Raw genomic sequence first — 23,814 nt, forward strand, 5'->3', positions numbered from 1 at the left:
ACAAAAACGCCGGCCGTTCTCCCTGACACCGCAAAAGCGGAGAACGGCCGGCGTGATATAACGAAAGGGCTTTCCCGGATATTACAGTGAGCGGGCACACCTCTAGCTGGCTGAAAAATGCCTGATCTTTTTGAAATGTCAATCTTTTTTTTGAAATATTTGCAGAGGAACTCATAAAAGTAACCTTTTTTTTTCGGGATGTCCGAGTTCTGTTTTCCGAGTAATATAAATTATGTCAGAGGCATTGTCAAATATTTTCCTCCGGCCCCCCGCTGAAAGATTTTAATTAGCTGAAACAAAATGCAATTTTTTGATATTGACAAATCAGTTTCATAAGCGTATTTTAAAAAAAGTTGCTGAGATTACACTACAGACGGAGATATGAAGATCATGCGGAGGATCGAATCTGAAAGATGAGGAAAAAGATAAGACCGACAGTGGACTGTGTGTTCAAGGCGATATTTGGAAAAAATGAGAACAAAAATCGGTTCTCTGGTAATTCGTGTTAAAGCTTTTTATCATACAAAATAATATGTTATCGTTTTTAGTAGCTCTTTGACAATTCATTTTTATTGTTCTCATTATTATGAGGCAAACAAAGAATATCCTCTGAGATCGAGAAATATTCTTCGAAATAGATTTTCAATATTCGTAATACCGTAACACCGCCGTTTTATCACTTTTATCTTGTTATTCAGTCCTTCCGCGAAGCCGCCTGTCTGTCGGTCAGTAAAATAATTTATTATCTCATTATGGCGTTTCTTCAATGTTTTGAGGAAGTTGTCAAAACAGTTCAGCCCGCTCACTCCGACCTGTATTTTCCAGATCCTGATTTTCCGCTTCGCTTCGCTCTTTGAAATATCTTCTTCGAAAATATCTGTGAGTTCTCTGCAGAAATCGTAAGCGAGTTTCAGGTCAGGAGAATATCCGAACAGACGTTTCAGAACCTCCTTTTCCTCATCGCTCAGTTTCTCCTTTTTTTTCCGCAATGCCCGCATTGCTCCTTTCAGTTTTCCGTATTCCTCTTCCGACAATTCCTTTTTCAGACGCCTCATCTCCTTTTTGCGAAGTCCGTCAAAGTCTTTTCTGTACAACTTCGCGACATGAAACCGGTCTGCTATGATTCTCATTCTTTTTCCGAAAACCTCCTTCGCCGCATTGATAAAATCTTCGTACATGTCCGAACATACTCCCCGGACTGTCTTCCTCAGCCTTTTCGGAATTGTTTTCAGAAATTTCCTCACAGTTTCCTTTTTACGGTCTCCGGGAACTGCCAATATCAGGATATCTCCTTGTGTAAGCGATGTCACAATTGTCACAAAATCCTTATGCCCTTTTCTCAGAGAAATTTCATCAGTTCCTATGATATCGATTCTCTTTATTTCGTCCCACTTTGCTTCGGCGGCAATCCGACGGCTGATAATTCCTGTCACAGCCTCGTATCCGAGATTTTCCCTGACACTCACATCTTCTGTGGTGCTGTTAACCGTCTGAAGTAATATATACTTCTCATATTCCCCCGTATGCGGACTTCTCTGTTCGTACCACGACGCCTTCTGTGTTGTCACCGGGCTGCCTTCGCAACAGGCACACTGATATCTCGGAGGACTGATACGGATATAAGTCTTTCTTCCGAAAACAGAAAGATGACGGAGCATGACTTCCCTGCCGTGACCGTAAGGTTTGTTAATTTCCGCGCCGCATCGGTCACAGCAGGTTCCTTCGCAGGTGCTCCTTACCGTTATGATGACATCTCCTGTTTCGTTTATCTCCGTTTTTTCCACCGTCACGTCCGGAATATTCAGCAGTTTTTCCATGTCCGAAAACGTATTCTGAGAAGTATTCCGGCACGGAAAAATGAGGGGAATACGGGGAAACGGATACCGCGCTTCGTGTTTTTCCCTGTCCTCCGTACTGTTTCCGAACGGAAAATACGGATTCTCCCCGGGGAAATAAGAAGAATTTTCCTCCTGTCTGCCAATAGTCTTTGCCTCGGATGTGAATGTCATGTTCCGGTCTCCCTGTTTTTTTTAATATCAGGTTGATAAAATATAATATATATATAATACAGGTTTGTCGTTAAGTCATCCGAAAACCTTGTCAGACAGGAAAGAGAAAACATAAAACTGACATTCCTCACCCGGATATCTATGATAACCTACTGATTTATAAATAATTTGTTTTTAACACGAATTACCAGAGAACCCAAAAATCTTGTGATAAATTTTCTGAACGCGGTGCTGGAAACAGATGAGGAAAACCGGATCACCGAGGTGACGATCCTGAATCCCTACAATGAGAGGGAGTTTGAAAATGCGAAACTGAGCATCGTGGATGTGAAGGTCAGGGATGAGAGCGGAAGATATTACCAGATTGAGATACAGCTTTCCGTGGCCCCGTGGCTGTCGGGGAGAATGCTTCACAACTGGGCCGCCCTGTATCATTCGCAGATGGAGAAGGGAGAGGCTTACGATTCCCTGAAGCCTGCGATCTCGATATGGATACTGGACGGCGTGCTGTTCGCACCTTCCGAGGAGGCTTCGGACACGGATGCGTATCTCCATCTTGCCTTCGAGGCGCGGGAACGGAGTCTCGGATTCCGGATGACCCGAGATTTCGGCATTCATATGTTCTTAAATGTTGCCCGAAATTTTGTTCCTAATCTGTAAATCCTTGCCAGGAAGGGATTCAGCGTTTCTCGTTCATATAAGAGCCGTTATTTATTACTTAAAACTTTCCCGAAAATTTAATTCTGACTCTCAGAGCCTTATTTGGTGAGGATTTACAAATTCGTCATGCGGCAAGAACCGATTTTAACTCATTTTTATATCTGTCGGGACCTCCTATTTTGGTTAACTCATGAATAATATTTGCTGTTTTTTTATTTTCCGGAATTTTTACAACTCTCCGCTGCTTTTCCGGAATCGTGCCGTCTGTTCCGATTCCCGGAAGACCGGCATTCAGCAGAATATAGGCACAGTAAATGAGACTGACATGCGATTCGACGGAGGAGAAATGCTTTGCGGAAATATCTCCGAATCCGAGATGCATTTTGACATGTTTGTGAAAAATTTCGATTTTCCACCTGAGCCGGTATGCGGTGAGAATCTGACAGAGGGTTGCCTTCAGGTCGCCGCATGCGAGATATTTGCGACGTCCGTCGCGTTTTCTTTTAAATTCGGAACATACCGCTCTTATTTTTCCCACACCTTTGAGAAAAACCTCGGCATGTCGCACGCGGAACTCCTTCCGCTTTCTTTTCGGGCCGTCCGTGAGAATACGCACGGTCTGCCATGCAAGCTTCCGATATTTTTTAAAAAACAATCCGACCCCGTCCCATCCGGAGGACTTCGGAGTTTTCGCATACCTCGCCTCCGACTTCACGCCCCGGCAAATTTTCAGGGCGGTGACAAAATGCCATCCTCTGTTCAGAACCGTGTTTTGTATCTTTTTATTGTCATAGCCGCTGTCGGTCAGAACGACAACCTCATTATCTTTGTGAAAACCGACATATTCATACAAATTCAGATCATTAAGATATCCGACAACTCTGTCATGTTCTGTCATGTACGTCAGCCCGTTTTCCCGGCAGTATTTTTTCGTATAAAAAGGGATCGGAGGAAGAGGAATTATTATTCCGTTAAAAAACAAAAGGATATTTGTCCACCGGTGTCCGATGACAAAACCTTTCCCATGATTGAATTTCTGCACATTTTCGGATTTCAGGCTGCTGCGATTTTGCATCGTGCTGTCGATGAGAATAAAAACACGCCACGGAAGAGACTTCGTTTTTTCAAGGACTTTCGAATATATTTTGGCCTGTTTTTTCGAAAGACTTTCCAAAGAATATTTTGCAACATCCTTATTATTCTTTAAAAATTTACTGAAAGCGGACTTTTCCGTCCCCGACAGTTCGGATGCGAAAGTCAGAGAATGTTTCCGGGTTTCAGCCATGAGTGATATCAGATACCACAGACAGACAATCCGCAATCTGAATTTCATACTGATTTTATTCAGTACGGCGTCTCTGAATTTATGAAATCTCATAACCTGACCTCCCGAATTTTTAAATTTGAAGGATTTGTATGACAACTGTCAGAAAATGTAAACAAAAAAGCGGATTGCGATAAAAAGCGGTTTAAAATTCGGTACTTATATAAAGGAGATATTGTGATCTCTTATTTTAAAACAGATTACAGCGCAGAAATAAAATTTCGGGAAACCTTTAAGTATGTTGCAATTGCCGTACTGGAATCCGGAACATCTGCTGAACAGCGACAAGGAACGGTGGGTTCATTTTTTCAGAGAGGGGGAGAACATGGATATGAACAATCTGCCGGAAGGCATGGACACGGAGGAAATGAGACAGGCTTTTGCTGTTTTAGACAACTTTGCGAGCAACAAGGAGGACTATTTTCTCTATCTCAAACGGCTGGAGGCGGCCCGTCAGGAGAGAACGTGGAAAAATGCCGTGGAACAGGCTCGGAAAGAGCTTGAGCAGGCCAGAATGATGGCGGAGCAGGAGTGCAGGGAAAAGGAGCAGGAACGCAGGGAGAAGGAGCAGGCCCGGAAAGAAGCGGAACGTCTGGCCGCACTGCTTAAAAAAGCCGGAATCAGCTATGAAGACGACGAATGAAATGCAGATGTTTCATTCTGATTATAACGGATTCAGGGGAAGCTTCGACCAAGCCCCGCTATTTGTAGCATGTAGGTTTGAAGCTGGGGTGATGAAAATGTTTCCAAGGCTCTGAAAAAGCTGATCCCGTTTTTGTTCCCCGCATTTTTTAACTGCCTGATTTTTAAGTTATAAAAAATTTGCGGAATAAAAATGGGATCGCAATTGTCAGCCCGGTTTGTGACATTTTCATCACCCCAGTTTGAAGCCCTGACCAAACCCCAATACTGTTGACTTAAGCGTAAGCGGGCTTTCCGGTGTTTTCTCCGGAGTGCGAAAAATGCTTTTTCGCAGGCGCAAAAATAAAATTTTTGCACTCCGGGTCCGTTCGGAATTGCCTAAAACAAAACTACTACAAATATGCCGCCCCCACGGGGCTTTACAGGCTTCCTCTAAATCCCTTATACTCAGGGAATTTCTTTTCCTGCCTGAGTGTCACTTCAAATGCGGTATCTGCTGAAATCTCAGGATGACGTTTGGCGATAAAGTGACACCTCTCATAAGCTGGCTTTTCTGTCAGCATCTGCTGAAATCTCAGGATGACGTTTGGCGATAAAGTGACACCTCTCATAAGCTGGCTTTTCTGTCAGCATCTGATGAAATCTCAGGATGACGTTTGGCGATAAAGTGACACCTCTCATAAGCCGGCTTTTCTGTCAGCATCTGCTGAAATCTCAGGATGACGTTTGGCGATAAAGTGACACCTCTCATAAGCCGGCTTTTCTGTCAGCATCTGCTGAAATCTCAGGATGACGTTTGGTAATAAATTGATAACTCTCATAAGCCGGTTTTTCTGTCAGCATCTGATGAAATCTCAGGATGAGGTTTGGCGATAAAGTGACACCTCTCATAAGCCGGTTTTTCTGTCAAAATTTGATGAAGTTTCAAAAATAATTTCAAAAATAAAGTGATAACTCTCATAAGCTGACGCTGTAAAATTTATAATTCACGATTCAGAGATCATAATCAGAGACAACGTGCCATAGAAATAATATAATTAATATCATATAGTTATAAACAGACAGCAATATTTTGGAGAGGCAATCCTCACGCCAGGACAAACCTGAATCTGAAAAATTATGTGATAGTATAAACCTATGGCTATTCATTTTGTTCATTGACAAAGCTGATGACCGTGACTAACTTCAAGGAAAAGGGGGCAGTCTGATATTTTTCTGTGTCTTCTTTTTTTTTAAAGATGGGATCATGGCAACTGTATTTTCCTCCTTTGAAGGTGTGCGGGAAGATTATTGTCAAAAGTTCCTGGTGAGTTAATTTGTATAAATTTCCCAAACTAAGGGAATTTTATTTTTATATTTTTTAAGGAGGATTCTCATGGTTGAAGTAACACCGATAGCAACGACGAAGATTGCTGAGTATTTTAGCGGCAAAGAGGTTTCGCCAATTCGGATATTTCTGAACGAAGGCGGATGAGGCGGCCCTTCCCTTGCAATGGCTCTGGATGAGCCAAAAGATACGGACAATGTTTATGAAGTTGAGGGTTTCAAATACATCGTGGATAAGGATTTTATGGAGAAAGTAGAGCCTATAAAAGTGGATTTTATGGATATTGGCTTCAAACTGACTTCAAGCGTTGATTTCGGGTCAGGGTGCAAGAGTTGCAGCAGTTGCTCCTGATAAAAAAATAGTCTGATAATGATAAGGCAGCACTCTCCGGGTGCTGCCTTTTTTTATTGTTGACCCCTCCCTCCTGACATGCTAATTCCGTTATTTAATACAATATCTTATATTTTTTCCCGTGAATATCATTATTCATCTTACCGCGGAGGCATAAATTATATGGCAATGATCGAATATACTTTGGAAGAAAACGTGGCGATTGTCACACTGAACAGCGGTGAAAATCGCCTTAATCCTGGTTTCATCCAGGCTTTCTTTGATGTTTTGGACACGGTGGAGAAAGAGACCCGGGCCCGGACGCTTGTTGTCACATCCGCGCACGAAAAAATATTTTCAAATGGTATTGATCTGGAATGGCTGATGCCTGTCATTCAGAAAGGGGATACTGATACCGCAAAAAAATTTTTTTATATGCTGAACCGGCTGCTGAAAAGAACCCTTACTTATCCGATGCTCACTGTTGCAGCCATAAACGGCCATACATTTGCCGGGGGTGCGCTCTGGTGCTGTGCTTATGATTTCAGATTTATGCGGTCGGACAGGGGGTTTTTCTGTTTTCCGGAGATAGATTTGGGAATTCCGTTCCTGCCCGGCATGCTGCTTCTTATAAAAAAAACAATACCTGTTTACAAAATGGAGGACATCGTATATACTGGAAACCGTCTCACGGCTGATGAATGCGAAAAATATCATATCATCACAAAGGCGTGTCATCTGGACGATCTCATGAATGAAACCCTTGAGTTTGCAAAGGGACTTAATAAAGAAAGAGGAATGGTTCATGAAATGAAACTCAGGTATTACAAAGATATTGTCCATGCTCTGGATGTCGAAGACATCCCTTATATTGAATCAGGAAAATTTATTTTCGATTAATTTCGGCCTCGTTTTTCGTACAGCGTTTAAGAAAGAAATTATCCGGAGTGCCAAACTTACAGTTTGGCAATGCCTCCGAGTCCTCCAGACCAGAGTGTTTTTTGCCAAACTGCAAGTTTGGCACTCCGGAGCGAGAGACACTTCTTAAAAACTATGGCAGTTGATAACGCATATCATCGGAGGTGAATTATGAAAATATTTGTAACCGGCGGTCTGGGATTTGTTGGGAGAAATCTCTCAGAGCTTCTCCTGAGCAGGGGGAATCAGGTTATTGCCACAGGTACACGTCCGGATCAAAAAGCAATTCATCACAAAAATTTTCGTTATATTTCGGCTGATACAAGCCGGCAGGGTCCGTGGCAGGAATCGTTGAAAGATGTGGATGCTGTTGTGAATCTGGCAGGCAGATCCATATTTAATCTGTGGACTGAAAATTATAAAAAACGCATTTATGACTCACGGGTCCTGACCACACGTCATCTGGTTGAGGCACTGCCAAGAGACAAGAACATTACGCTTTGCAGTACTTCCGCAGCCGGGTACTACGGGAACAGGGGCGATGACATTCTCACGGAAGAAGAACCCAACGGCCATGATTTTCTTGCCAAAGTTTGCAAAGATTGGGAAGCTGAAGCGTTTCAGGCCGAGGAAAAAGGTGTCAGAGTGGTGACGATGCGTTTCGGAGTGGTCCTTGGAAAAAGCGGCGGGGCTATCAGACAGATGCTCCCTGCATTTCGTTTTTTTGCGGGAGGGCCTCTGGGAAACGGCCGGCAATGGTTTCCCTGGATTCATCTGGATGACCTTCTGTCCGCGATACTGTTTGCGTTGGAGAATCAGGAGGTAAAAGGTCCTGTGAATTTTACAGCGACCTATCCGGTCAGAAACCGTGACTTTGCGAAAACCCTCGGACGGATCCTGAAAAGACCCGCGTTTATGCCCACGCCCGGTTTCATGATCCGTTTTATACTGGGAGAATTCGGTGCGTCCATACTTTCCAGTCAACGGGCGATTCCTGAGAAACTTTCAGGATATGGCTTTGATTTTAAATATCCTGATATTGAGAAAGCTCTTAAAAGTATTATATAATCTTTTCAGAGAGTTTCTTAAATAGCAGGAGCATCCGTTCGAAAAGAACTAAGGGAATAAAACGTAGGGTGGGTGGAGCGAAGCGCAACCCACCCTACGTTCCGGGTATTTTATTTTTAGGGAAATCCCTCATGAAGACGGATGGGAAATTTTCATGAAAAATCAACAACAAGAGATTATTTACCGGCGTCAACAATACCTGGGGATCGTGTCACGAAGAGTGAACCCGGGCAGCGGAAGCCGGCCGGAATTTTTACGGAGCAGAACTTTGACTTATTCAATTACGGATCTGAAAAAAATCCTGCCCCAAACGCGTTTTGTTGTCGTAGGCGGCGCTGCCACCCGGCTCTACATGCCAGAACGCATGACGTTGGATGTGGATATTATCATTGCTATTGAAGACGCTATCAAAGCCGAGGAAGAACTGAAAGCGGCAGGTTGTGTAAAACAGGGAGCCTTGTCAATCGGGGGGGACTCCTGGACATTGCCTGACGACTTTTCCTTTCCCTTTGGCTCTCTGGATGTGATTATTCTTAGCGAACCGTGGGTCAGGGAAGCCATTCAGCATCCGAAAATCGGTTCGGACGGCCTGCCTTACATTGACCTGCCCTATTTGGTTCTGATGAAACTTAGCGCAAGCCGTATTCAGGATTTGGCGGATATCAGCCGTATGCTGGGGGGGGCAAATGAAGATGACCTGAAGAAAACCCGGTCAGTTATAAAAAAATATCTTCCAAATGATTTGGAAGATTTGGAAAGCCTGATTTCTCTTGGCAAACTTGAAATGAAGAGGGATACATAATCGGCAGATCGAAAATGCTTCAGAATTGCTCTTTGCGGTTTAAGAAATCCGCCTTCGGAAGCGGACAGCCAAGATGTCCGGGCTGCAATGTGATACCCGGGGGGGGTTCCATCATGTGGGATGCAGTATGGAGATATGTCCTAAATACGGAACTCGATGAATTTGCATATGTTCCGGCTGGAAAGTAAAGATGGATAATGGTTCACCCAACAAATGTAAAATCATAGCATTTGTAAGAAAGATAAAGGATGATGCGAAAAAATAAGAGATGTCCCGGGCTTTAAAGGGAATATCGGAGGGTCGTATGATGTGGCTGACTGTTTTTATATCGTTTTGTATTTTAGTCCTATGCTTATTTTTCTGGATTGTATTTTACAAAAAACCCCAGAAAAATGCCAAAGACGGATCGGTTACATATGTCTGTAGTGAGTGCGGGTCAAGACATTGTAACTGTTACAAAGAAGATCATCTTTCGTCAAAAGAATAATCGCTGAGGAGGTTTTTGGGAATTAGGTATTAAAACAATAAAAAGGAGGATGTTATGGCAGATTTGATGGAAATTATAAAACAAAGACGAAGCGTCCGGAAATATCAGGAAAAAGAAGTGCCGGAAGCAGCACTGAATCAGATCCTTGAGGCGGTCAGATGGTCGCCATCCTGGGCAAATACCCAGTGCTGGGAAGTCATTGTGGTGAAAGACGCGGCTTTAAGGCAGAAACTCCAGGAAACCATTGGCCCGAAAAATCCCGCGACAAAAGCAATTGTTGCGGCCCCCGCACTTCTTGCGCTGTGCGGAAAGCTCGGAACATCAGGATATTATAAGGATCAGGTGACAACCAAATTCGGAGACTGGTTCATGTTTGACCTGGGCCTCGCCACCCAGAGTATCTGCCTTGCTGCCCATAATCTGGGAATCGGCTCCGTTATTGTGGGATTGTTTGACCATAACAAGGCAAAGGATGTTCTGAAAGTGCCCGAGGGGTATGAACTCGTTACCCTTATCCCCCTGGGATATCCTGTGAAAACCGCTACCGGACCCAAACGAAAAGAGACAAGCGAGTTTACGCATTACGACACCTTCTGATACAAACCGCCGCAGTTAAGGAGGCGTGCAAAAAATATTTTTTTGCACTTTGCGAAAATGTAATTTTTGCAAAGTGTCGTGTTCAATGTCCCGGTGAGACTTCCGAAGTCTTCAAAAATTTCGGAAGTCTTATCCTGAGAAACACAGACTCACACAACATTTTCCTTGTGGAAACTGCGTTCCGGCTTTCCTTCTGAGACGTCAAAGTCTTTTATCCATCTTCGGACACGGTCCCTGCCATAGACCTTTTTCCATTCGGCAACAATGATATCCACCGGTATATCCGCATATGTCCCGTGATATTTCACATATTCCATGAACTTTTCCTGCTCTGTATTGTACGCATGGAAAAGAGAATCGTCCCGGCCATTGAATTCAAGGGGCTTCACCTTATGTCTTTTGCAGAGTTCCGCATTAAACGTGGGGGTGGCCTTTACCCATTTCCCTTCCAGATAAAATTCTACAAATCCGTGATAAACAAACAGGTCTGAGCCGATAAATTCAATAAGCGCTTTGGTGGCAAGATGATTTCGGACGGTGGCGAATCCGACCCTTGCGGGGATGCCGCATGCTCTTCCCGCGGCGCATAAAAGAGATGCCTTGCTTATACAAAACCCGCGTCCGTTTTTCAGCACATTGCTTGCACGATAATGTTTCCTGAGACAGAAGGGAACATACGGATCATACCAGATGTCATCCCGGACCGCGTAATAGAGTTTTACCGCCTTTGCCACAGGGTCTTTCCCCGCCCCCTTAACAGAAGCTTCCGCATACGCTGTAATTTTCGGATGATCACTGTCAATAATCGCTGTCGGGGAAAGATATTTTTTATCTGTATCACCGGAATCCGCATTGTCAGCTTTCATAGGCATTACTCTCTTACCTTAAGTTTTTCTCCCGGATGAATGGGCGCGCCGGGAGCCAGTTGGTTAAGACGTCGCAATTCTTCCACGCTTAATTTATATTTGCGACTGATCTGATAGAGATTTTCACCGGCACGGACTTCATGGAATCGGACACCTGTTCTTCTTACAGAAGGCTTTCTCGTTTCAGGGACTTTGACAGGCTTACGGGTGACCGTGTCTCTGGCTCTGAATCCGGCTGTCTTCTTCTCCAAATGTTCCAGCCGTTTCGTAATCTCATCTGTTTTTGAGGAGATGGATGCTTCTATCTTGTCAAGCCGTTGTGCGAAGCTGTCAAGCGTTTTATTCCGTTCTTCAACCCGGGTAACGCGCTCATCCATCCATTCAAGTCCGGAAAGCCTTTCTTCTATCTGCTTCAGTCGGTCTTCGGATGCTTCGGGACTCCTGTCGCCCGGAGTTTCCGGGTCTTTCGGGAAGAGTACAAGAAAAAAGATAATCAGGGCCAAAAGACCCGCTCCCATCAGAACAAAGGGCATTTTATCTTTTCTAAACTGTCTGCTGCTGAGTTTGCTCATTTGTTTTTCCCGGAATGCTTACATTTTTCGGATATCAGGCTGATATGTGATAAGCAGTCGGCCCCTGGAAATCAGTCCTCCGAGCCTTCAATTCTGATGGCTACGTCCACTTGGATATCTGCCTTTCCCACGCCTGCAACTTTTCGAATTATTTCAGCAAATATTTTTTCTATATCCTGGGGCTTTGAAATCGTCATAACTGATTCAGCCGGTGATTTCGCTGCTTTAACGGGTTTTGATTTCGGCGGGTCAGCTTTCTTAACCGTGTTTTTAACAACCGCTTTTTTAGGCTGAGGCTTGGATTTGGGCCGGGCACCAGGTTTGACATATTTTTTTAAGCTAGGAAATTCCTTTAATGCCTGTTCAAGGGTGTATCTGTCCTTGCCTATTTTCAGCGTCAGCTCATATGCTTTTTCTTCTGAAAGCTTAAGAACTTCCTTAACCATGTTGTAAGTAAAACTGTTTCCCTTTTTCACCCTTTTGATAAAGTAACCCAGGTCACTTTTCTCGGTGTTGCTTATTTTGGAAAGCATGCTGGCGACATCCTGAATTTTAATTTTCTTACCCTCTTTTTCAAGAACCATTTCGGAAATATCCCTGGACCTCAGATGCTTGCCGGTCAATAATGCGCCAATAATTAACTGTGCGTTGCTTTTTTGTTTTTTTTGTTTCTTCATGATAACTTCTCCTTTTGAAATATGCCTGCATTCTTTTTTTAATGCAGAAGGAATTTAAAGAATGCGGATACAGGTTTTTAAAAAAAGTTTGTCTGTGGCAGACTCGGAGGTTTCTGCTTACCCTGTCTGATATCTTTTTTTAAAAATTATTATAGATGAATGTCGGAGCAGTGAAACCAGTTATGCAGAAACAGGGAACCTGCTCCGCCACACGTTTTTCTTCTCTTCTGAACTGAAAAAGTGAAAACTGTTTCTGATATGGTCAGATGCGCTTCTAACAGTTAAGAATAAGTATTAAATCAACCCTTATACAGTATGAAAGCGTTTGTCAAGAATTCTGAGCCTCATTTTTTGATCTGTTGACATTTTTTAGCAGATTCCAAAGAAAGATTCAGATTTCTGCTTATATCAGGCCGCATGAATGCGGAATGCCGCATACGCTGAAAAATAAATCCGTCCCAAAGATGAAGCATATCTCATTCAGGAGTGCAGGGTGTTTTAATTGCTCTGAGTCCTCCGAAGATAACACAATTAAGTACAGGGAAAGCAGATAAGAAAGGGAATATGCCCCTTCCCTTCCTTATCCTTTTTCCTTGTACTTTTTATACCGGCCCGCCATATACACATTTCCGCAGATGTCATCTCCTCACCTGCCAGGAGAACTGTATGGCTGAAAGCTGAAAGCTGACTTTTTGCCCCGCTCCTGCTCAAAGCATGTTTGCCCTCTGATTTAGCCGTATTGGCGTTCTTCGTGAATACATATGTTTTTTGCCATAATTATAATATAAATTATATCTATGATAAAACAAATAGTTATAAATCTAATAAAAAATTAACCCAATTATTATAAGAGGTTATTTTATAGGGCGACTGGCATCCAAGTTATAGGGAATTGTTTCTTTTTTTATTGTCAATTAGATAAAATTTTATTTATATTTAAATAACTTATTCTATACTGTTTATTTTTGGCATAATTCTTGCATAACTTTAAGAAAAAGCGTTCTTATTCTTATAAGTACCAGACCATAAATTTTTTGATATTTGTCTGAAAAAAAGTCTGGCCGCTGATTTTTTATCCCGGAGGGATTTATGAAAATAGTCCGGCAATTCACTGCCGGGGGAGAAAATACGCGGATGATGTATCGCCGCAAAGGAGGAAAAAAATGAAAGTAAACCGCATGGTTCAAAACGAAATTCCGAAGAGGAAAATCTTCGGAATGGCAGAAATTATCCTTGTAACTATAATCTTCATTGTTGCCGTGACAGGGCTTGCATGGGCACAGGCTCCGGCAAATGACAACTTTGCAGATGCAGCACTGCTGGAGGGTGAATTCTGCCAGATAACGGTTTCCAATGTGAATGCGACAAGCGAGCCAGATGAGCCGGAACATGCAGATGAATATCCTTGGAGATCAGTCTGGTGGAAATGGACTCCGCCTCAGACCAGTTATTTTACGTTTGATACCAAAGAGAGTTCATTTGATACTATACTGGTAATTTACACAGGTTCAAGCTTTGATACTCTGACCGAGGTAGTTGCCAACAATGATGAGATTGAGGATGACGACTATAGCAGTGTGACTTTTCAAGCTATGGCGGAAACTCAGTATTATATTCTTGTGGACGGATATGATAATGCTTCCGGCAATATTATTTTGAACTGGAAATTTGCTGATCGTCCGGAAAATGATGACTTCGCCAGTGCTTTGGTAATGGAGGGTTTGAAGGGAAATATAGCAGGTTCAAATATGGAAGCCACGAAAGAGGCGAGTGAACCGGATCATGCTGGTAGAACATACTGCAAAAAATCAGTATGGTGGAAATGGACTGCCCCGGAAACCAATTATTTTTTCTTCGAATCATTCGGCACTTTTGACACGCTTCTTTCAGTTTACACAGGTTCGGATGTCAGCCATCTGACAGAGGTTGCCAATAGCGGATATTGGGAGGAAAGTCTGACGGTTCTGGCTCAGGCAGGTGTTCAATATCACATTGCTGTGGATATGGGGGACAGCTATTGCGGAGATTATTACCTATGCTGGACTATCGCAGATCGTCCTGAAAATGACGATTTTGCAAGTGCGCCGCTGCTGTCAGGAGACTCAGGTCAGGCAACAGGATCAAATAAACAAGCCATGAAAGAAGCGGGAGAGCCGGACCATGGGGACAACAAAGGAGGAAAATCCGTATGGTGGAAGTGGACTGCTCCCCGGAGTGACTTTTTTCTGTTTAATACTCTCGAAAGCTTCTTTGACACAACGCTTGCTGTTTATACAGGCTCGGACATTAATAATCTGACAGAAATAACGAGTAACAACAATGGTAGGAAAAATGGCAGAAACACCCTTCAAAGCGTTGTAACTTTTCAGGCCGAGACAGGTGCGGAGTATTATATCGCTGTTGACGGAGCTTATGGAGAAACCGGACAGATTGATCTCAGATGGGAAAGCGTAATGCCGCTGCCAAGCGACGATATTGAAGATGCTTTCGGGCTGACAGGGCTGAACGGACAGGCATATGGTTCAAATATCAGGGCCACCCAGGAGGAGAGCGACGAACCGGATCACGCGGGCAAAGAAGGCGGAAAATCCGTATGGTGGTCATGGTATGCGCCGCAAGCAGGTTCTTTTTCCTTTGATACCCACGGCAGTTCCTTTGATACGCTCCTTGCAATTTACACAATCCCACCTGACAAAGACATTGACGTTGATTATCTGACAGAAATAGCAGCCAGCGATAATGACGGAAACCCGGATAATACCAGCAGCCTGACTTTTCAGGCTCAGGCGGGCCTCCGATACTATATTGCCACAGACGGATATAATGGAGATTCAGGCGATATCTTACTGAACTGGAGAACGGGGCCTCCGAATGGTGTTTTTGCAAATGCGTCGGAATTGACAGGAGCATCAGGACAGGCTTGCGGTTCAAATCTGAATGCGACAACAGAAATAGGAGAGACTGTTATCACCGAGAATGCAGGGGGAAAATCTGTCTGGTGGACTTGGGTTGCTCCGAAAGATGATAATTTTGCTTTTAATACGCATGGCAGTTCTTTTGACACGCTTCTTGCTGTTTACACAGGTTCAGGCATAAATGATCTGACAAAAATAGCAAGCAACGATGATGAAGGGAGTGAAAATACCAGCAGTGTGACCTTTGGGGCGCAGGCAGGCATTCGATATTATATTGCGGTGGACGGAAAAGACAGACAGGAAGGCAATATTATACTGAACTGGAAATTCTCCGCTGCCAGTCATATTTATAAATTTGAACGGATGTGGCCCGGGTTGCAGCAGCCCTGGTACCTCAATCCGGTGGGTGTGGCCACAGACAGCAACGGTTTTATTTATGTGGCAGATTTTGACAGCTATCGTGTCCAGAAATTCACCTCAGACGGCAGATTTGTTGCCAAATGGGGAGGCAGGGGATACGGGGATGGAGAATTCTCCGGTCTTCAGGGATTAACAGTGGATAATAACGGATTCGTTTATGTGGCAGATACTTATAACCATCGCATTCAGAAATTTACTTCAGATGGGCGATTCGTCGCCAAATGGGGACGCATAGGTAGCGAAGATGGGCAATTTCAAGGGCCGACTGGTATCATCACGGATGATGACGGATTTGTCTATGTGGTTGATTCTGGAAATGATCGGATTCAGAAATTCACCTCGGATGGTCAGTTCCAGACTAAATGGATAACCTGTGACAGTGGTGAAGAGAGATTTTCAAATCCTCACGGCATAGCAAGAGATGGGATGGGAATTATCTATGTAGTTCTTGACAGCTCTGAACCTTCTATTCGGAAGTTCACCTCAGATGGGGAACTTATCGGGAAATGGGGAACTTATGGCAAAGGAGAGGGAGAACTCTGGGGACCCCGTGATATAGCAACAGATACCGAAGGTTATGTTTATGTAGCTGATACTCGTAACAATCGTGTCCAGAAGTTCACATCAGAAGGAGATTTTGTCGCTGAATTAAAGACTTATAGTGATGGCGACAGATATTATGACGGCCCATACGGCGTAACCACAGATGCCAGCGGCTTTGTCTATGTGGCGGATTACTCAAACCTTTGTATTCATAAATTCTCATCAGACAATCAGTTTGTGAGCAAATGGGGAAGCAGAGGAAATGAAGACGGTGAATTTTATGGTCCTGTTGATATAGCAACAGACAATGAAGGTTATATTTATGTGGATGATACAGGAAACAACCGAATCCAGAAATTCTCACCTGACGGACAATTTATCGCCAAGTGGGAACAAGAAACCGGCGATTACAGCATTTTTGATAATTCTGACACAGCCTTAGATAGCAATGGCTTCTTTTATGTTCTTGATTCCGCAAATGATTCAGTTGAAAAATTTGATCCGGAGGGACACCTTGTAAAAAGATGGGGATCAGAAGGAAGCGGAGACGGACAGTTTGACGGACTTGGAAGCATAGCTGTGGATAGTAATGATTTTATTTATGTGACAGATAAGGGGAATAGCCGTATCCAAAAATTCACATCAGACGGAGTCTTTATTACAGCTTTCGGAGAGTTCGGATCCAATCCCGGACAGTTGGCTTATCCGAGAGGTCTGGCAATAAGCAGTGATGGTAAAGTTTATGTTTCAGATACCGGCAACAACCGCGTCCAGGTTTTCAAGCCCACCCTGACAAAAGACAAAACCAAGGCCATCGTACTCGCTGGAGGCGGGCCTTATGAGAATGCCTCTGGCGGCCGGTTAAAGGAAAACACCCTGTGGGAAGCGACTCAGCTGAGTGCCAACTTTGCCTACCGTGCGCTGACCTATCAGGGCTTCACCAAAGACAGCATTTTCTACCTCAGTTCGGACACCCAGCTTGATCTGGACGGCAACGGCGAAGCTGACGACGTGGACAGAGATGCCACCAACGCCAACCTGGAATATGCCATCACCGAATGGGCAAAGGATGCGGACAGCCTTGTGATTTATATCACAGACCATGGCGGAGACAATGTTTTTCGGATGAGTCGTACAGAAACCTTGTCCTCGGGAGAACTGGATTCATGGCTGGATACCCTCCAGCAGACCATGCCCGGAAAGGTGATCGTGGTCTATGATGCCTGCGAATCCGGGAGTTTCGTTACAATGCTCACGCCGCCGGCGGACAAAGAGCGTATCGTAGTCGCCAGCACCTCGCCTGACGAACCTGCTTATTTTGTCACCCAGGGTTCCGTGTCCTTCTCCGGCTATTTTTGGACCCATGTGTTTAACGGATTCGACGTGAGGGACGCTTTCGATTTCTCAAAACAGGCCATGGAATCTCCCACGGAATTCCAGCATCCGCTCCTGGATGCTGACAGCGATGGCATGGGAAACAGCTCGGAAGATTACCAGCTTGCACAGAATGTTTATATTGGTAACGGTACAGATATGCCGGGACTGGGACCTGACATTGAAACTGTGTCCTGCGTGCCTGCGGAGGAGACCACTTTCTTCCGCATGACCGCTTCCGGCGTGACAGACGAAGACGGCGTTGTATGTGTATGGGCCGTGATCCGTCCCCCGGATTATAATCCTGGAGCATCCAGCAGCGCGGTGCAGTCGCTCCCATCTGTTGATCTCATTCCGCTACAGGATCAGGCAGGCATTTATGAGAAAGTTTATGACGGATTCAACATCAGGGGAACATATCAGATAGCAGTTTACGCCAAAGACAGAAACGGAAACACCTCTGTTTACGGAGAACCGCTCTCAGTGACAGTTGAAAATCCCCTGACACGGAGGGCCATCATCGTTGCCGGAGGCCCTGACCCCTGGGATAATCCCCTCTGGCCCGCGATTGAGAAAAACGCTGCCCTGGCTTATGAAGCCCTGAAATTCCAGGGATACGGCGATGAAGGCGACAGAGATGACATTTATCTCATCAGCCCGGCAAACATCCCGGGGCAGACCGATTCGCATGTTCCTCCGAGCGTGGATAATCTGAGACATGCCATTGAAACCTGGGCAGCGCAAAACCTCGGGGACCTTGTGTTGTATATGACTGGAAATGCCGAGAGCGGGGCCTTCCGACTCAGCAGCACGGAAAACCTGCTGTCTGCGGATTTGGACCAGTATCTTGATCACCTTCAGAACAGCACATCAGCCAAGGTGACGGTGATTTACGATGCCTGCGGTTCGGGAGCTTTTCTTTCATCCCTGACAACGCCGGAAGCAAAGGACAGGATACTGATATCCAGTGCCACGGGAGATCAATGCCCCAATTTCGTTTCAGAGGGTTCCATCTCTTTTTCCCAATATTTCTGGAACAACGTGATAGATGGAATGAACATCCGGGATGCATTCAAGTGGGCATCTGAGGCAGTCAGAAACCTTGGGCAGATTCCCACGCTGGATGCCAACAGCGACGGTTTAAGCGACGGAATATCTGACAAAAGAATTGCCCAAAAATTCAGCATCGGTGCCGGAATCATGCTGGCCGGAGATGATCCGATCATCGGAGCCGTGTCTGTATCCCCCGGAATATTGAACGGAGAGACTTCCGTGACAATACAGGCCGAAAATGTGACCGCCACCGGCGCTGTGGGAAAAGTTCTGGCACTCGTCATGCCGCCGGATACCAGTCTCACAGAGGCATTGACGAATTTGCCAATAGTGGAACTGACAGATATGGGGAATGGTGTGTATAAGGGAATTTACAGCGATTTTTCCCAAGTCGGCATATATCGGATTATCATCTATGCAGCAGATGAGGCAGGCAATTTATCTCAGCCTTTGGCAAGTCAGATTGAACAGAAAGTTCAGACAGAAACGTCTTCGGAACCTGACATCCTTGAAATCTCGCTGGCTCGTGATGCGTCGGCGAATCTCACGGTTTATGATTCTGAAAACAGGGCGTGCGGCAAGAATTCATGCGACATTCCGGGAGCGGCTTATGAAACCGGAGCCAGCGGGGAACAGATCATCTCCCTGACCGAACTGACAGAGGGAAACTGGCGTGCGGTTCTTCACGGCACGCAAACCGGCCCCTGTGATCTGACAGTAAGCTCCTTTCATGGAACGACCGAATTTTTCTCAGAAACAAGAACGGCGGAGATCAAAGCCCATCAGGTGCTAAGATTGGACATTTCCGTGTCTTCCGAACTGACATTTACTGTTTCAGAGCCAAAGATTCCCGAAGGACCTGACGGAAACCCGCTTTGGTATGATTTTGACGGTGACGGAGACACGGACGATGATGACATAAACCGTGTGAGTTCGATATGGAACACCCAGGCTGGAGATGCGGAATTCGACGCATTTTACGATCTTGATGACGACGGCACCATCACGATTCTTGACATCATGCCGGTAGCCAATAGCAAATCTGTCCGGTGATTTTTTGTCCCGTAGGGACATATGAAAATAGTCCGGCGATTTATTGCCGGAATGGAACTCAGAAAATACAGGGAAAACAGATAAGAAAAGGAAAGATACTTCCCTTTCTTATCTCTTTTCCCTGTACTTTTTTCAAGCCCGACCCCTCAGGCGGCACAGCGACAGATAAAACCCTTTTCTGACATTAACAGAAATAAAGGAAATATTCAGGATGTTATAATCCCCTTCATCTACATGGATTAGCGATAAGCAAGGATTATTCGGTTATGCCATGGAAATCGGTGGTGTTCCAAAACTGGACTTGATTCGGTATTTGCTAAATTGATTCAAAGGGTTAATCGGACAATTGCCTGAACCCTGATTAAACGCTTATAGAAAAAGCCGGGTTTTTCGCCCCCGGTCATGAAAATATTTTCAGATGAAAAACCCGGCTTTTCAAAATGTATTTTCATGGTAAACAGATACTTAATCCTGTCAATCTTTGAATCCTTTTATCAGGGTTCGGACAAAGGGTTCGGACAACATGAAAAAAAATTTCAAAAAAAATGTCCTCAAAAATCAGTTTCGGACATTGACAATTATAAAAAGGAAAAAGCAGAGGTTTCATAATGTTTATTAACGGCAAACAAAAAGAAAGGAGCAGGAAAATGACAAGTGTAAAAAGAAATTCGGTTCTCTCATTTGTATTCATTCTGGTAATGGCTTTATCATTATTTCTTATAACCGCAAACAGCATGGCACAGGTGACGCCGGGAGACGAATCCAAAGGGCATGTCACATTGAATCCGGGGTATATCAAAGGAACTGTGTCCATAGGAAATGAGGACAATAACAGCGTGACAGTATCCAGCGCCAGGATATGGGCAATAAGCAAAGACGCCTCAGGCAACCAGCTTCGTTCCGAAGTCACCATCGGCTCGGAACTTGGAAATTACGAACTGACCGTGCATATTCCCGATGAGACATGGAAGGTGAACGGAACTCAGGAATACACGGTTTACTGCCGGGTGTATTACAAGGAGGGAGCTTCCAAAGCAGACCTCAATTTTCAAAGCCAAGTTGTCAGTGTATCGTATCAGGCCACGTCTGATTTGGATTTCGTGCTGAACGGCGCCTGGGTTCATGGCAACCTCGAGACCAACTGCGGTCTGGATTACGGATGGCTTTACACCAGGGACAGCAACAACACCTGTTATACAAGGATAAAGTTCGGAGCGGACGGGAATATTCATTTTCCGGTGCGTGCGAATACGGAAAGCACAGTGCAGGGAACAGCGACCATGAAAAACGGCTGGGTTTATCACCTGGATGAGCAGTCCGTAAATGTCGGCAAAGGCATGGTAAAACAGCTTGACTGGAGACTCTGGTGCGATTCAGGATGTTCCGGCGAAATCAGCGGAAATATGAACCTTCACGGACTGGGAACAAATGTTCTCGACAGACATAAAGTCTATGTGACAGGCGCAACGAACAGGGATGTCTCTCTTACCAGTGACGGGCCTTATTCCCTGGCAGAACTCCGTCCCGGAGATCATCAGTTTTATGCACAGAGCTGGTTTAACAGCGATGACGATTATTTTGAATATCCTCAGAATTTTTATGCGAAAATAAATGATCTGACCTGCGCCGGTTTAACCAGAGATGTGTCACACACGGCAGCTTTTATCAACGGAAAGATCACCTTTGCCAAAGATGCCACAGTCGTAGCCTTCAAAGATGATCAGGAAGGCATGGATCCTCCCATGGCAAGCGTGAGATGGGCAAGCATATACGGACACGGCATTCCCAATACACCTTCGGCCCAGGGCAGGAGTCGTGACAAAATCAATACTGCGGACGGCAGATATGATATGATTCTGACCGATGGAAAATGGAATCTCTATCACACCGAAGTTAATTTTTTCCACGAAAACATTGACCTTTGCGGCAGAGGAGAAGAACGATATCTGAATTCCACCCTGTATATCAATGATCATACTCGGAAGGATAATGGGAATGAAATTACGCTGGCGAAAGGGCAGACAGTCAGTAACAACGATTTCACTTATGAAACCGGTTCCGTCACCCTGAAATATTATGTCAACGACGGGGGAACCGGGACGCTGAAAAACCCGTATCTCACAGCCACAAGCCATGTGAAAGACGAGGATGGCAAGACAAAGACCTATACGATAGCCAATGCTTCTGGCCGCCCGAATGTGGAAACCAGCGAGGGAGAGGTCACTTTTATCGGCATTCCCGGCAAATATGTTGTTCAGCCCAAAGCCATAGTGAACGGCGCATCCGCAACCTTCGGAGAACAGGTGATCTACGTCATCGGCGGTGTGTGCCGGGTGTTTGAAATGGGCGCGCCGACGCTTGATGTGGAAGGCCCGGCCCCCGGATTTCACACCTGCGCTGAAAACGTCACAGTCTCAGGAAAGGCAACAGATGAGAAAGGTGTCACTGCCATAACTGTCAATGGAATTCCTGCGGATTTTACACCCACAGACAATCCTGAGGACCCCGAGGAAGTCTTCTTCAGCATCACCATTGATCTGAAGGACGGCGCAAACAGCATTGAAACCACTGTTGAAAATGCCGACGGAAAGACTGCCTCGGAAACCAGAACAGTGAACGGTTACACCGCAGGTGTCTTCACCGTGGAAGAGAGCGGTGAGATCAGGGTGGATTATCTCTATGACGGCGGAAACTATGAGCCGGAAATCGGTCTTTTCAGCCTTTCAGGAATGGAGGAACTGGAACCAAATTCAGATGCGTTCATAAAGGAAGCAGTGACACGGGTGATGTCGGACAGCGAAAACGGGCATATCATCCTGAGAGATGCGGAAGACGGCGCACGTTTTCCTGACGGATACCTTGGCGGTTCAGAGGAATCCAGCAGAAATATCGGGGATTACACACCTGTAAGGAAGTTTGAGATGCACCCCGGAGACCGGCTGGCAATGGTGATGATTCCTGACGCGACCTTCGCGGAAATTGACTTGGACAGCGCCGTGACAAATGATCCCCGGAAACGGCCTATTTTCTCGCTTGCGTCACCCAATCCGGGCCTGGGGCTGTATTACGGTCAGATCGCAAATGTGGGCGACGCGGGGAACGCCTTTGTGTTCGAGGATAACCCGGCCTTCAACAGCGACAGGGATTACAATGACATCGTGGTTCAGGTAAAGGGCGTGACCGTATGCTCTCCCACACTGGACGGGCTGATCGCAGACGGTTATATGGAACAAAGCGACGACTGGAGAGTTGTGGAGAATCCGCTGGAAGAGCATATCGAAGTCTCGGAACCCACGCCGGAAACCCTCTGGATGACCGTGACCCTGAAGTCTCCGGCTGATCTGCTGGTCTATGATCCCCGGGGAAATGTGATCGGCAAGGAAGGCGGCTACATTCCGGGCGCAACCTTTGAGGTTGACGAAAACGGCCATCAGATTGTTTCCCTGCCTGCTCTGGAAGAAGGCGAGTATAAGATTGTGCTTCGGGCCATCGGACACGGGGGGTTGTGTCATCTGGAGGTGAAGGGATGGCAGGGGAAGAGCGAACTTCTGGCAAAAGAGGAGCCGTTTGTGATAGAGCCGCATCAGGTTCTCACCACCACGGTGTCTGCGACCGCCTTTGTTGAGGAAATGACCATTGACTTCGCTGCACCGGAGTTGCCCAAAGCAGCGGACGGCACACCGCTCGCTTATGATTTTAATGGAGACGGAAGTACAGATGATGAGGACATTGAAAAGGTTTCCGCACTGTGGAATCTGTGCGAGGGAGACCGGGAATATGATGCCTTCTTTGATTTGGATGATGACGGCTGCATAAGCGTTCTTGACATCATGCCGGTTGCCAACAGCAAGTCGCTTTATTAATTCGCAGGGGGGCACGTCGCTGATGTGCCCCTCTTTATGACTATTGCTTCAGCTCAATGGATGTCAGGGACTTATATATAAAAATACTCGCCAGAGTTTCCAAAACCTGACTTAAATTCTGTAATCTGTGTATAGGACAAAAAAGAAACCCGGGTTTTTCCGGCAGGAGGCAAACACTCTGTCCGGGGAAAAACCCGGGTTTCTTCCCTTGTTGCAATTTTTTGTCCTATACACAGATCTGTAATATATTTAATTAACCTAATAAATATGCTATTGAATCCATTTTTGGAGTATTATCGGATAGCCTGACATTT

At 45.3% G+C, this 23,814-nt stretch carries 17 protein-coding genes; 9 read left to right on the plus strand and 8 right to left on the minus strand.

Features of this window, described 5'->3' with window-relative positions:
* Positions 1 to 584 precede the first annotated feature (584 nt).
* On the minus strand, positions 585 to 2,009 hold the full coding sequence (locus dnm_RS12720; protein WP_207683014.1) for an ISL3 family transposase: 1,425 nt from the start codon (positions 2,007 to 2,009) through the stop codon (positions 585 to 587).
* Between the two features lie 168 nt (positions 2,010 to 2,177).
* Between dnm_RS12720 and dnm_RS12725 the strand changes: the two genes are divergently transcribed.
* Positions 2,178 to 2,669, plus strand: coding sequence for an Rpn family recombination-promoting nuclease/putative transposase (locus tag dnm_RS12725; RefSeq protein ID WP_276571883.1), 492 nt, complete (start codon positions 2,178 to 2,180; stop codon positions 2,667 to 2,669).
* Between the two features lie 124 nt (positions 2,670 to 2,793).
* Here dnm_RS12725 and dnm_RS12730 read toward each other — a convergent pair whose 3' ends face one another.
* Positions 2,794 to 4,047 (minus strand): transposase, encoded by a 1,254-nt coding sequence (locus tag dnm_RS12730; protein ID WP_207683016.1) that lies wholly within the window; start codon positions 4,045 to 4,047, stop codon positions 2,794 to 2,796.
* Positions 4,048 to 4,231: 184 nt separating this feature from the next.
* Here dnm_RS12730 and dnm_RS12735 point away from each other — a divergent pair, with 184 nt between their 5' ends.
* A complete protein-coding gene (locus tag dnm_RS12735) occupies positions 4,232 to 4,636 on the plus strand; it encodes a hypothetical protein (RefSeq protein WP_207683017.1) in 405 nt (134 codons plus the stop codon).
* Between the two features lie 418 nt (positions 4,637 to 5,054).
* Here dnm_RS12735 and dnm_RS12740 read toward each other — a convergent pair whose 3' ends face one another.
* From dnm_RS12740 to dnm_RS12750, 3 genes are read right to left on the minus strand one after another with little or no spacing between them, the layout of a single operon-like run.
* Complete coding sequence (locus dnm_RS12740) at positions 5,055 to 5,246, minus strand: hypothetical protein (protein ID WP_207683018.1); 192 nt, start codon at positions 5,244 to 5,246, stop codon at positions 5,055 to 5,057.
* On the minus strand, positions 5,243 to 5,386 hold the full coding sequence (locus dnm_RS12745) for a hypothetical protein (RefSeq protein ID WP_207683019.1): 144 nt from the start codon (positions 5,384 to 5,386) through the stop codon (positions 5,243 to 5,245). Before dnm_RS12745 ends, dnm_RS12740 begins: the two co-directional genes overlap by 4 nt.
* Complete coding sequence (locus tag dnm_RS12750) at positions 5,383 to 5,526, minus strand: hypothetical protein (protein WP_207683020.1); 144 nt, start codon at positions 5,524 to 5,526, stop codon at positions 5,383 to 5,385. The genes dnm_RS12745 and dnm_RS12750 overlap by 4 nt, the downstream gene beginning before the upstream one ends.
* A 601-nt stretch (positions 5,527 to 6,127) precedes the next feature.
* On the opposite strand from dnm_RS12750, the gene dnm_RS31850 reads away from it, so the two are divergent.
* The 5 genes from dnm_RS31850 to dnm_RS12775 all read left to right on the plus strand — a co-directional run bounded on the left by dnm_RS31850 (position 6,128) and on the right by dnm_RS12775 (position 10,164).
* Positions 6,128 to 6,313: a hypothetical protein gene (locus dnm_RS31850; protein WP_246556306.1), complete on the plus strand. Its 186-nt coding sequence runs from the start codon at positions 6,128 to 6,130 to the stop codon at positions 6,311 to 6,313.
* 162 nt (positions 6,314 to 6,475) lie between these two features.
* Positions 6,476 to 7,192: an enoyl-CoA hydratase/isomerase family protein gene (locus dnm_RS12760; protein ID WP_207683022.1), complete on the plus strand. Its 717-nt coding sequence runs from the start codon at positions 6,476 to 6,478 to the stop codon at positions 7,190 to 7,192.
* 189 nt (positions 7,193 to 7,381) lie between these two features.
* Positions 7,382 to 8,278, plus strand: a complete 897-nt coding sequence (locus tag dnm_RS12765) for a TIGR01777 family oxidoreductase (protein ID WP_207683023.1) — start codon at positions 7,382 to 7,384, stop codon at positions 8,276 to 8,278.
* 154 nt (positions 8,279 to 8,432) lie between these two features.
* Complete coding sequence (locus dnm_RS12770) at positions 8,433 to 9,080, plus strand: hypothetical protein (protein WP_207683024.1); 648 nt, start codon at positions 8,433 to 8,435, stop codon at positions 9,078 to 9,080.
* A gap of 541 nt (positions 9,081 to 9,621) precedes the next feature.
* Positions 9,622 to 10,164, plus strand: a complete 543-nt coding sequence (locus dnm_RS12775) for a nitroreductase family protein (RefSeq protein WP_207683025.1) — start codon at positions 9,622 to 9,624, stop codon at positions 10,162 to 10,164.
* 149 nt (positions 10,165 to 10,313) lie between these two features.
* On the opposite strand, the gene dnm_RS12780 is transcribed toward dnm_RS12775, so the two are convergent.
* The 3 genes from dnm_RS12780 to dnm_RS12790 all read right to left on the minus strand — a co-directional run bounded on the left by dnm_RS12780 (position 10,314) and on the right by dnm_RS12790 (position 12,279).
* Complete coding sequence (locus dnm_RS12780; RefSeq protein WP_207683026.1) at positions 10,314 to 11,030, minus strand: transglutaminase-like domain-containing protein; 717 nt, start codon at positions 11,028 to 11,030, stop codon at positions 10,314 to 10,316.
* Between the two features lie 5 nt (positions 11,031 to 11,035).
* Entirely contained in the window at positions 11,036 to 11,602 is a 567-nt protein-coding gene (locus dnm_RS12785) for a LysM peptidoglycan-binding domain-containing protein (protein ID WP_207683027.1), read from the minus strand.
* Positions 11,603 to 11,673: 71 nt separating this feature from the next.
* Complete coding sequence (locus tag dnm_RS12790; RefSeq protein WP_207683028.1) at positions 11,674 to 12,279, minus strand: hypothetical protein; 606 nt, start codon at positions 12,277 to 12,279, stop codon at positions 11,674 to 11,676.
* A gap of 1,163 nt (positions 12,280 to 13,442) precedes the next feature.
* On the opposite strand from dnm_RS12790, the gene dnm_RS12795 reads away from it, so the two are divergent.
* Entirely contained in the window at positions 13,443 to 19,637 is a 6,195-nt protein-coding gene (locus tag dnm_RS12795) for a C13 family peptidase (protein ID WP_207683029.1), read from the plus strand.
* 647 nt (positions 19,638 to 20,284) lie between these two features.
* Complete coding sequence (locus dnm_RS12800; protein ID WP_207683030.1) at positions 20,285 to 23,500, plus strand: DUF4114 domain-containing protein; 3,216 nt, start codon at positions 20,285 to 20,287, stop codon at positions 23,498 to 23,500.
* Positions 23,501 to 23,814 lie beyond the last annotated feature (314 nt).

Source organism: Desulfonema magnum, from assembly GCF_017377395.1.
Lineage (GTDB): Bacteria > Desulfobacterota > Desulfobacteria > Desulfobacterales > 4be13 > Desulfonema_C > Desulfonema_C magnum.

Bases quoted from the DNA above. Each gene is read 5' to 3' on its own strand.
- dnm_RS12720 (WP_207683014.1), bottom strand. From the start codon at position 2,009: ATGACATTCACATCCGAGGCAAAGACTATTGGCAGACAGGAGGAAAAT.
- dnm_RS12730 (WP_207683016.1), bottom strand. From the start codon at position 4,047: ATGAGATTTCATAAATTCAGAGACGCCGTACTGAATAAAATCAGTATG.
- dnm_RS12735 (WP_207683017.1), top strand. From the start codon at position 4,232: ATGTTGCAATTGCCGTACTGGAATCCGGAACATCTGCTGAACAGCGAC.
- dnm_RS12740 (WP_207683018.1), bottom strand. From the start codon at position 5,246: ATGAGAGGTGTCACTTTATCGCCAAACGTCATCCTGAGATTTCAGCAG.
- dnm_RS12745 (WP_207683019.1), bottom strand. From the start codon at position 5,386: ATGAGAGGTGTCACTTTATCGCCAAACGTCATCCTGAGATTTCAGCAG.
- dnm_RS12750 (WP_207683020.1), bottom strand. From the start codon at position 5,526: ATGAGAGGTGTCACTTTATCGCCAAACCTCATCCTGAGATTTCATCAG.
- dnm_RS31850 (WP_246556306.1), top strand. From the start codon at position 6,128: ATGGCTCTGGATGAGCCAAAAGATACGGACAATGTTTATGAAGTTGAG.
- dnm_RS12760 (WP_207683022.1), top strand. From the start codon at position 6,476: ATGGCAATGATCGAATATACTTTGGAAGAAAACGTGGCGATTGTCACA.
- dnm_RS12765 (WP_207683023.1), top strand. From the start codon at position 7,382: ATGAAAATATTTGTAACCGGCGGTCTGGGATTTGTTGGGAGAAATCTC.
- dnm_RS12770 (WP_207683024.1), top strand. From the start codon at position 8,433: ATGAAAAATCAACAACAAGAGATTATTTACCGGCGTCAACAATACCTG.
- dnm_RS12775 (WP_207683025.1), top strand. From the start codon at position 9,622: ATGGCAGATTTGATGGAAATTATAAAACAAAGACGAAGCGTCCGGAAA.
- dnm_RS12780 (WP_207683026.1), bottom strand. From the start codon at position 11,030: ATGAAAGCTGACAATGCGGATTCCGGTGATACAGATAAAAAATATCTT.
- dnm_RS12785 (WP_207683027.1), bottom strand. From the start codon at position 11,602: ATGAGCAAACTCAGCAGCAGACAGTTTAGAAAAGATAAAATGCCCTTT.
- dnm_RS12790 (WP_207683028.1), bottom strand. From the start codon at position 12,279: ATGAAGAAACAAAAAAAACAAAAAAGCAACGCACAGTTAATTATTGGC.
- dnm_RS12795 (WP_207683029.1), top strand. From the start codon at position 13,443: ATGAAAGTAAACCGCATGGTTCAAAACGAAATTCCGAAGAGGAAAATC.
- dnm_RS12800 (WP_207683030.1), top strand. From the start codon at position 20,285: ATGACAAGTGTAAAAAGAAATTCGGTTCTCTCATTTGTATTCATTCTG.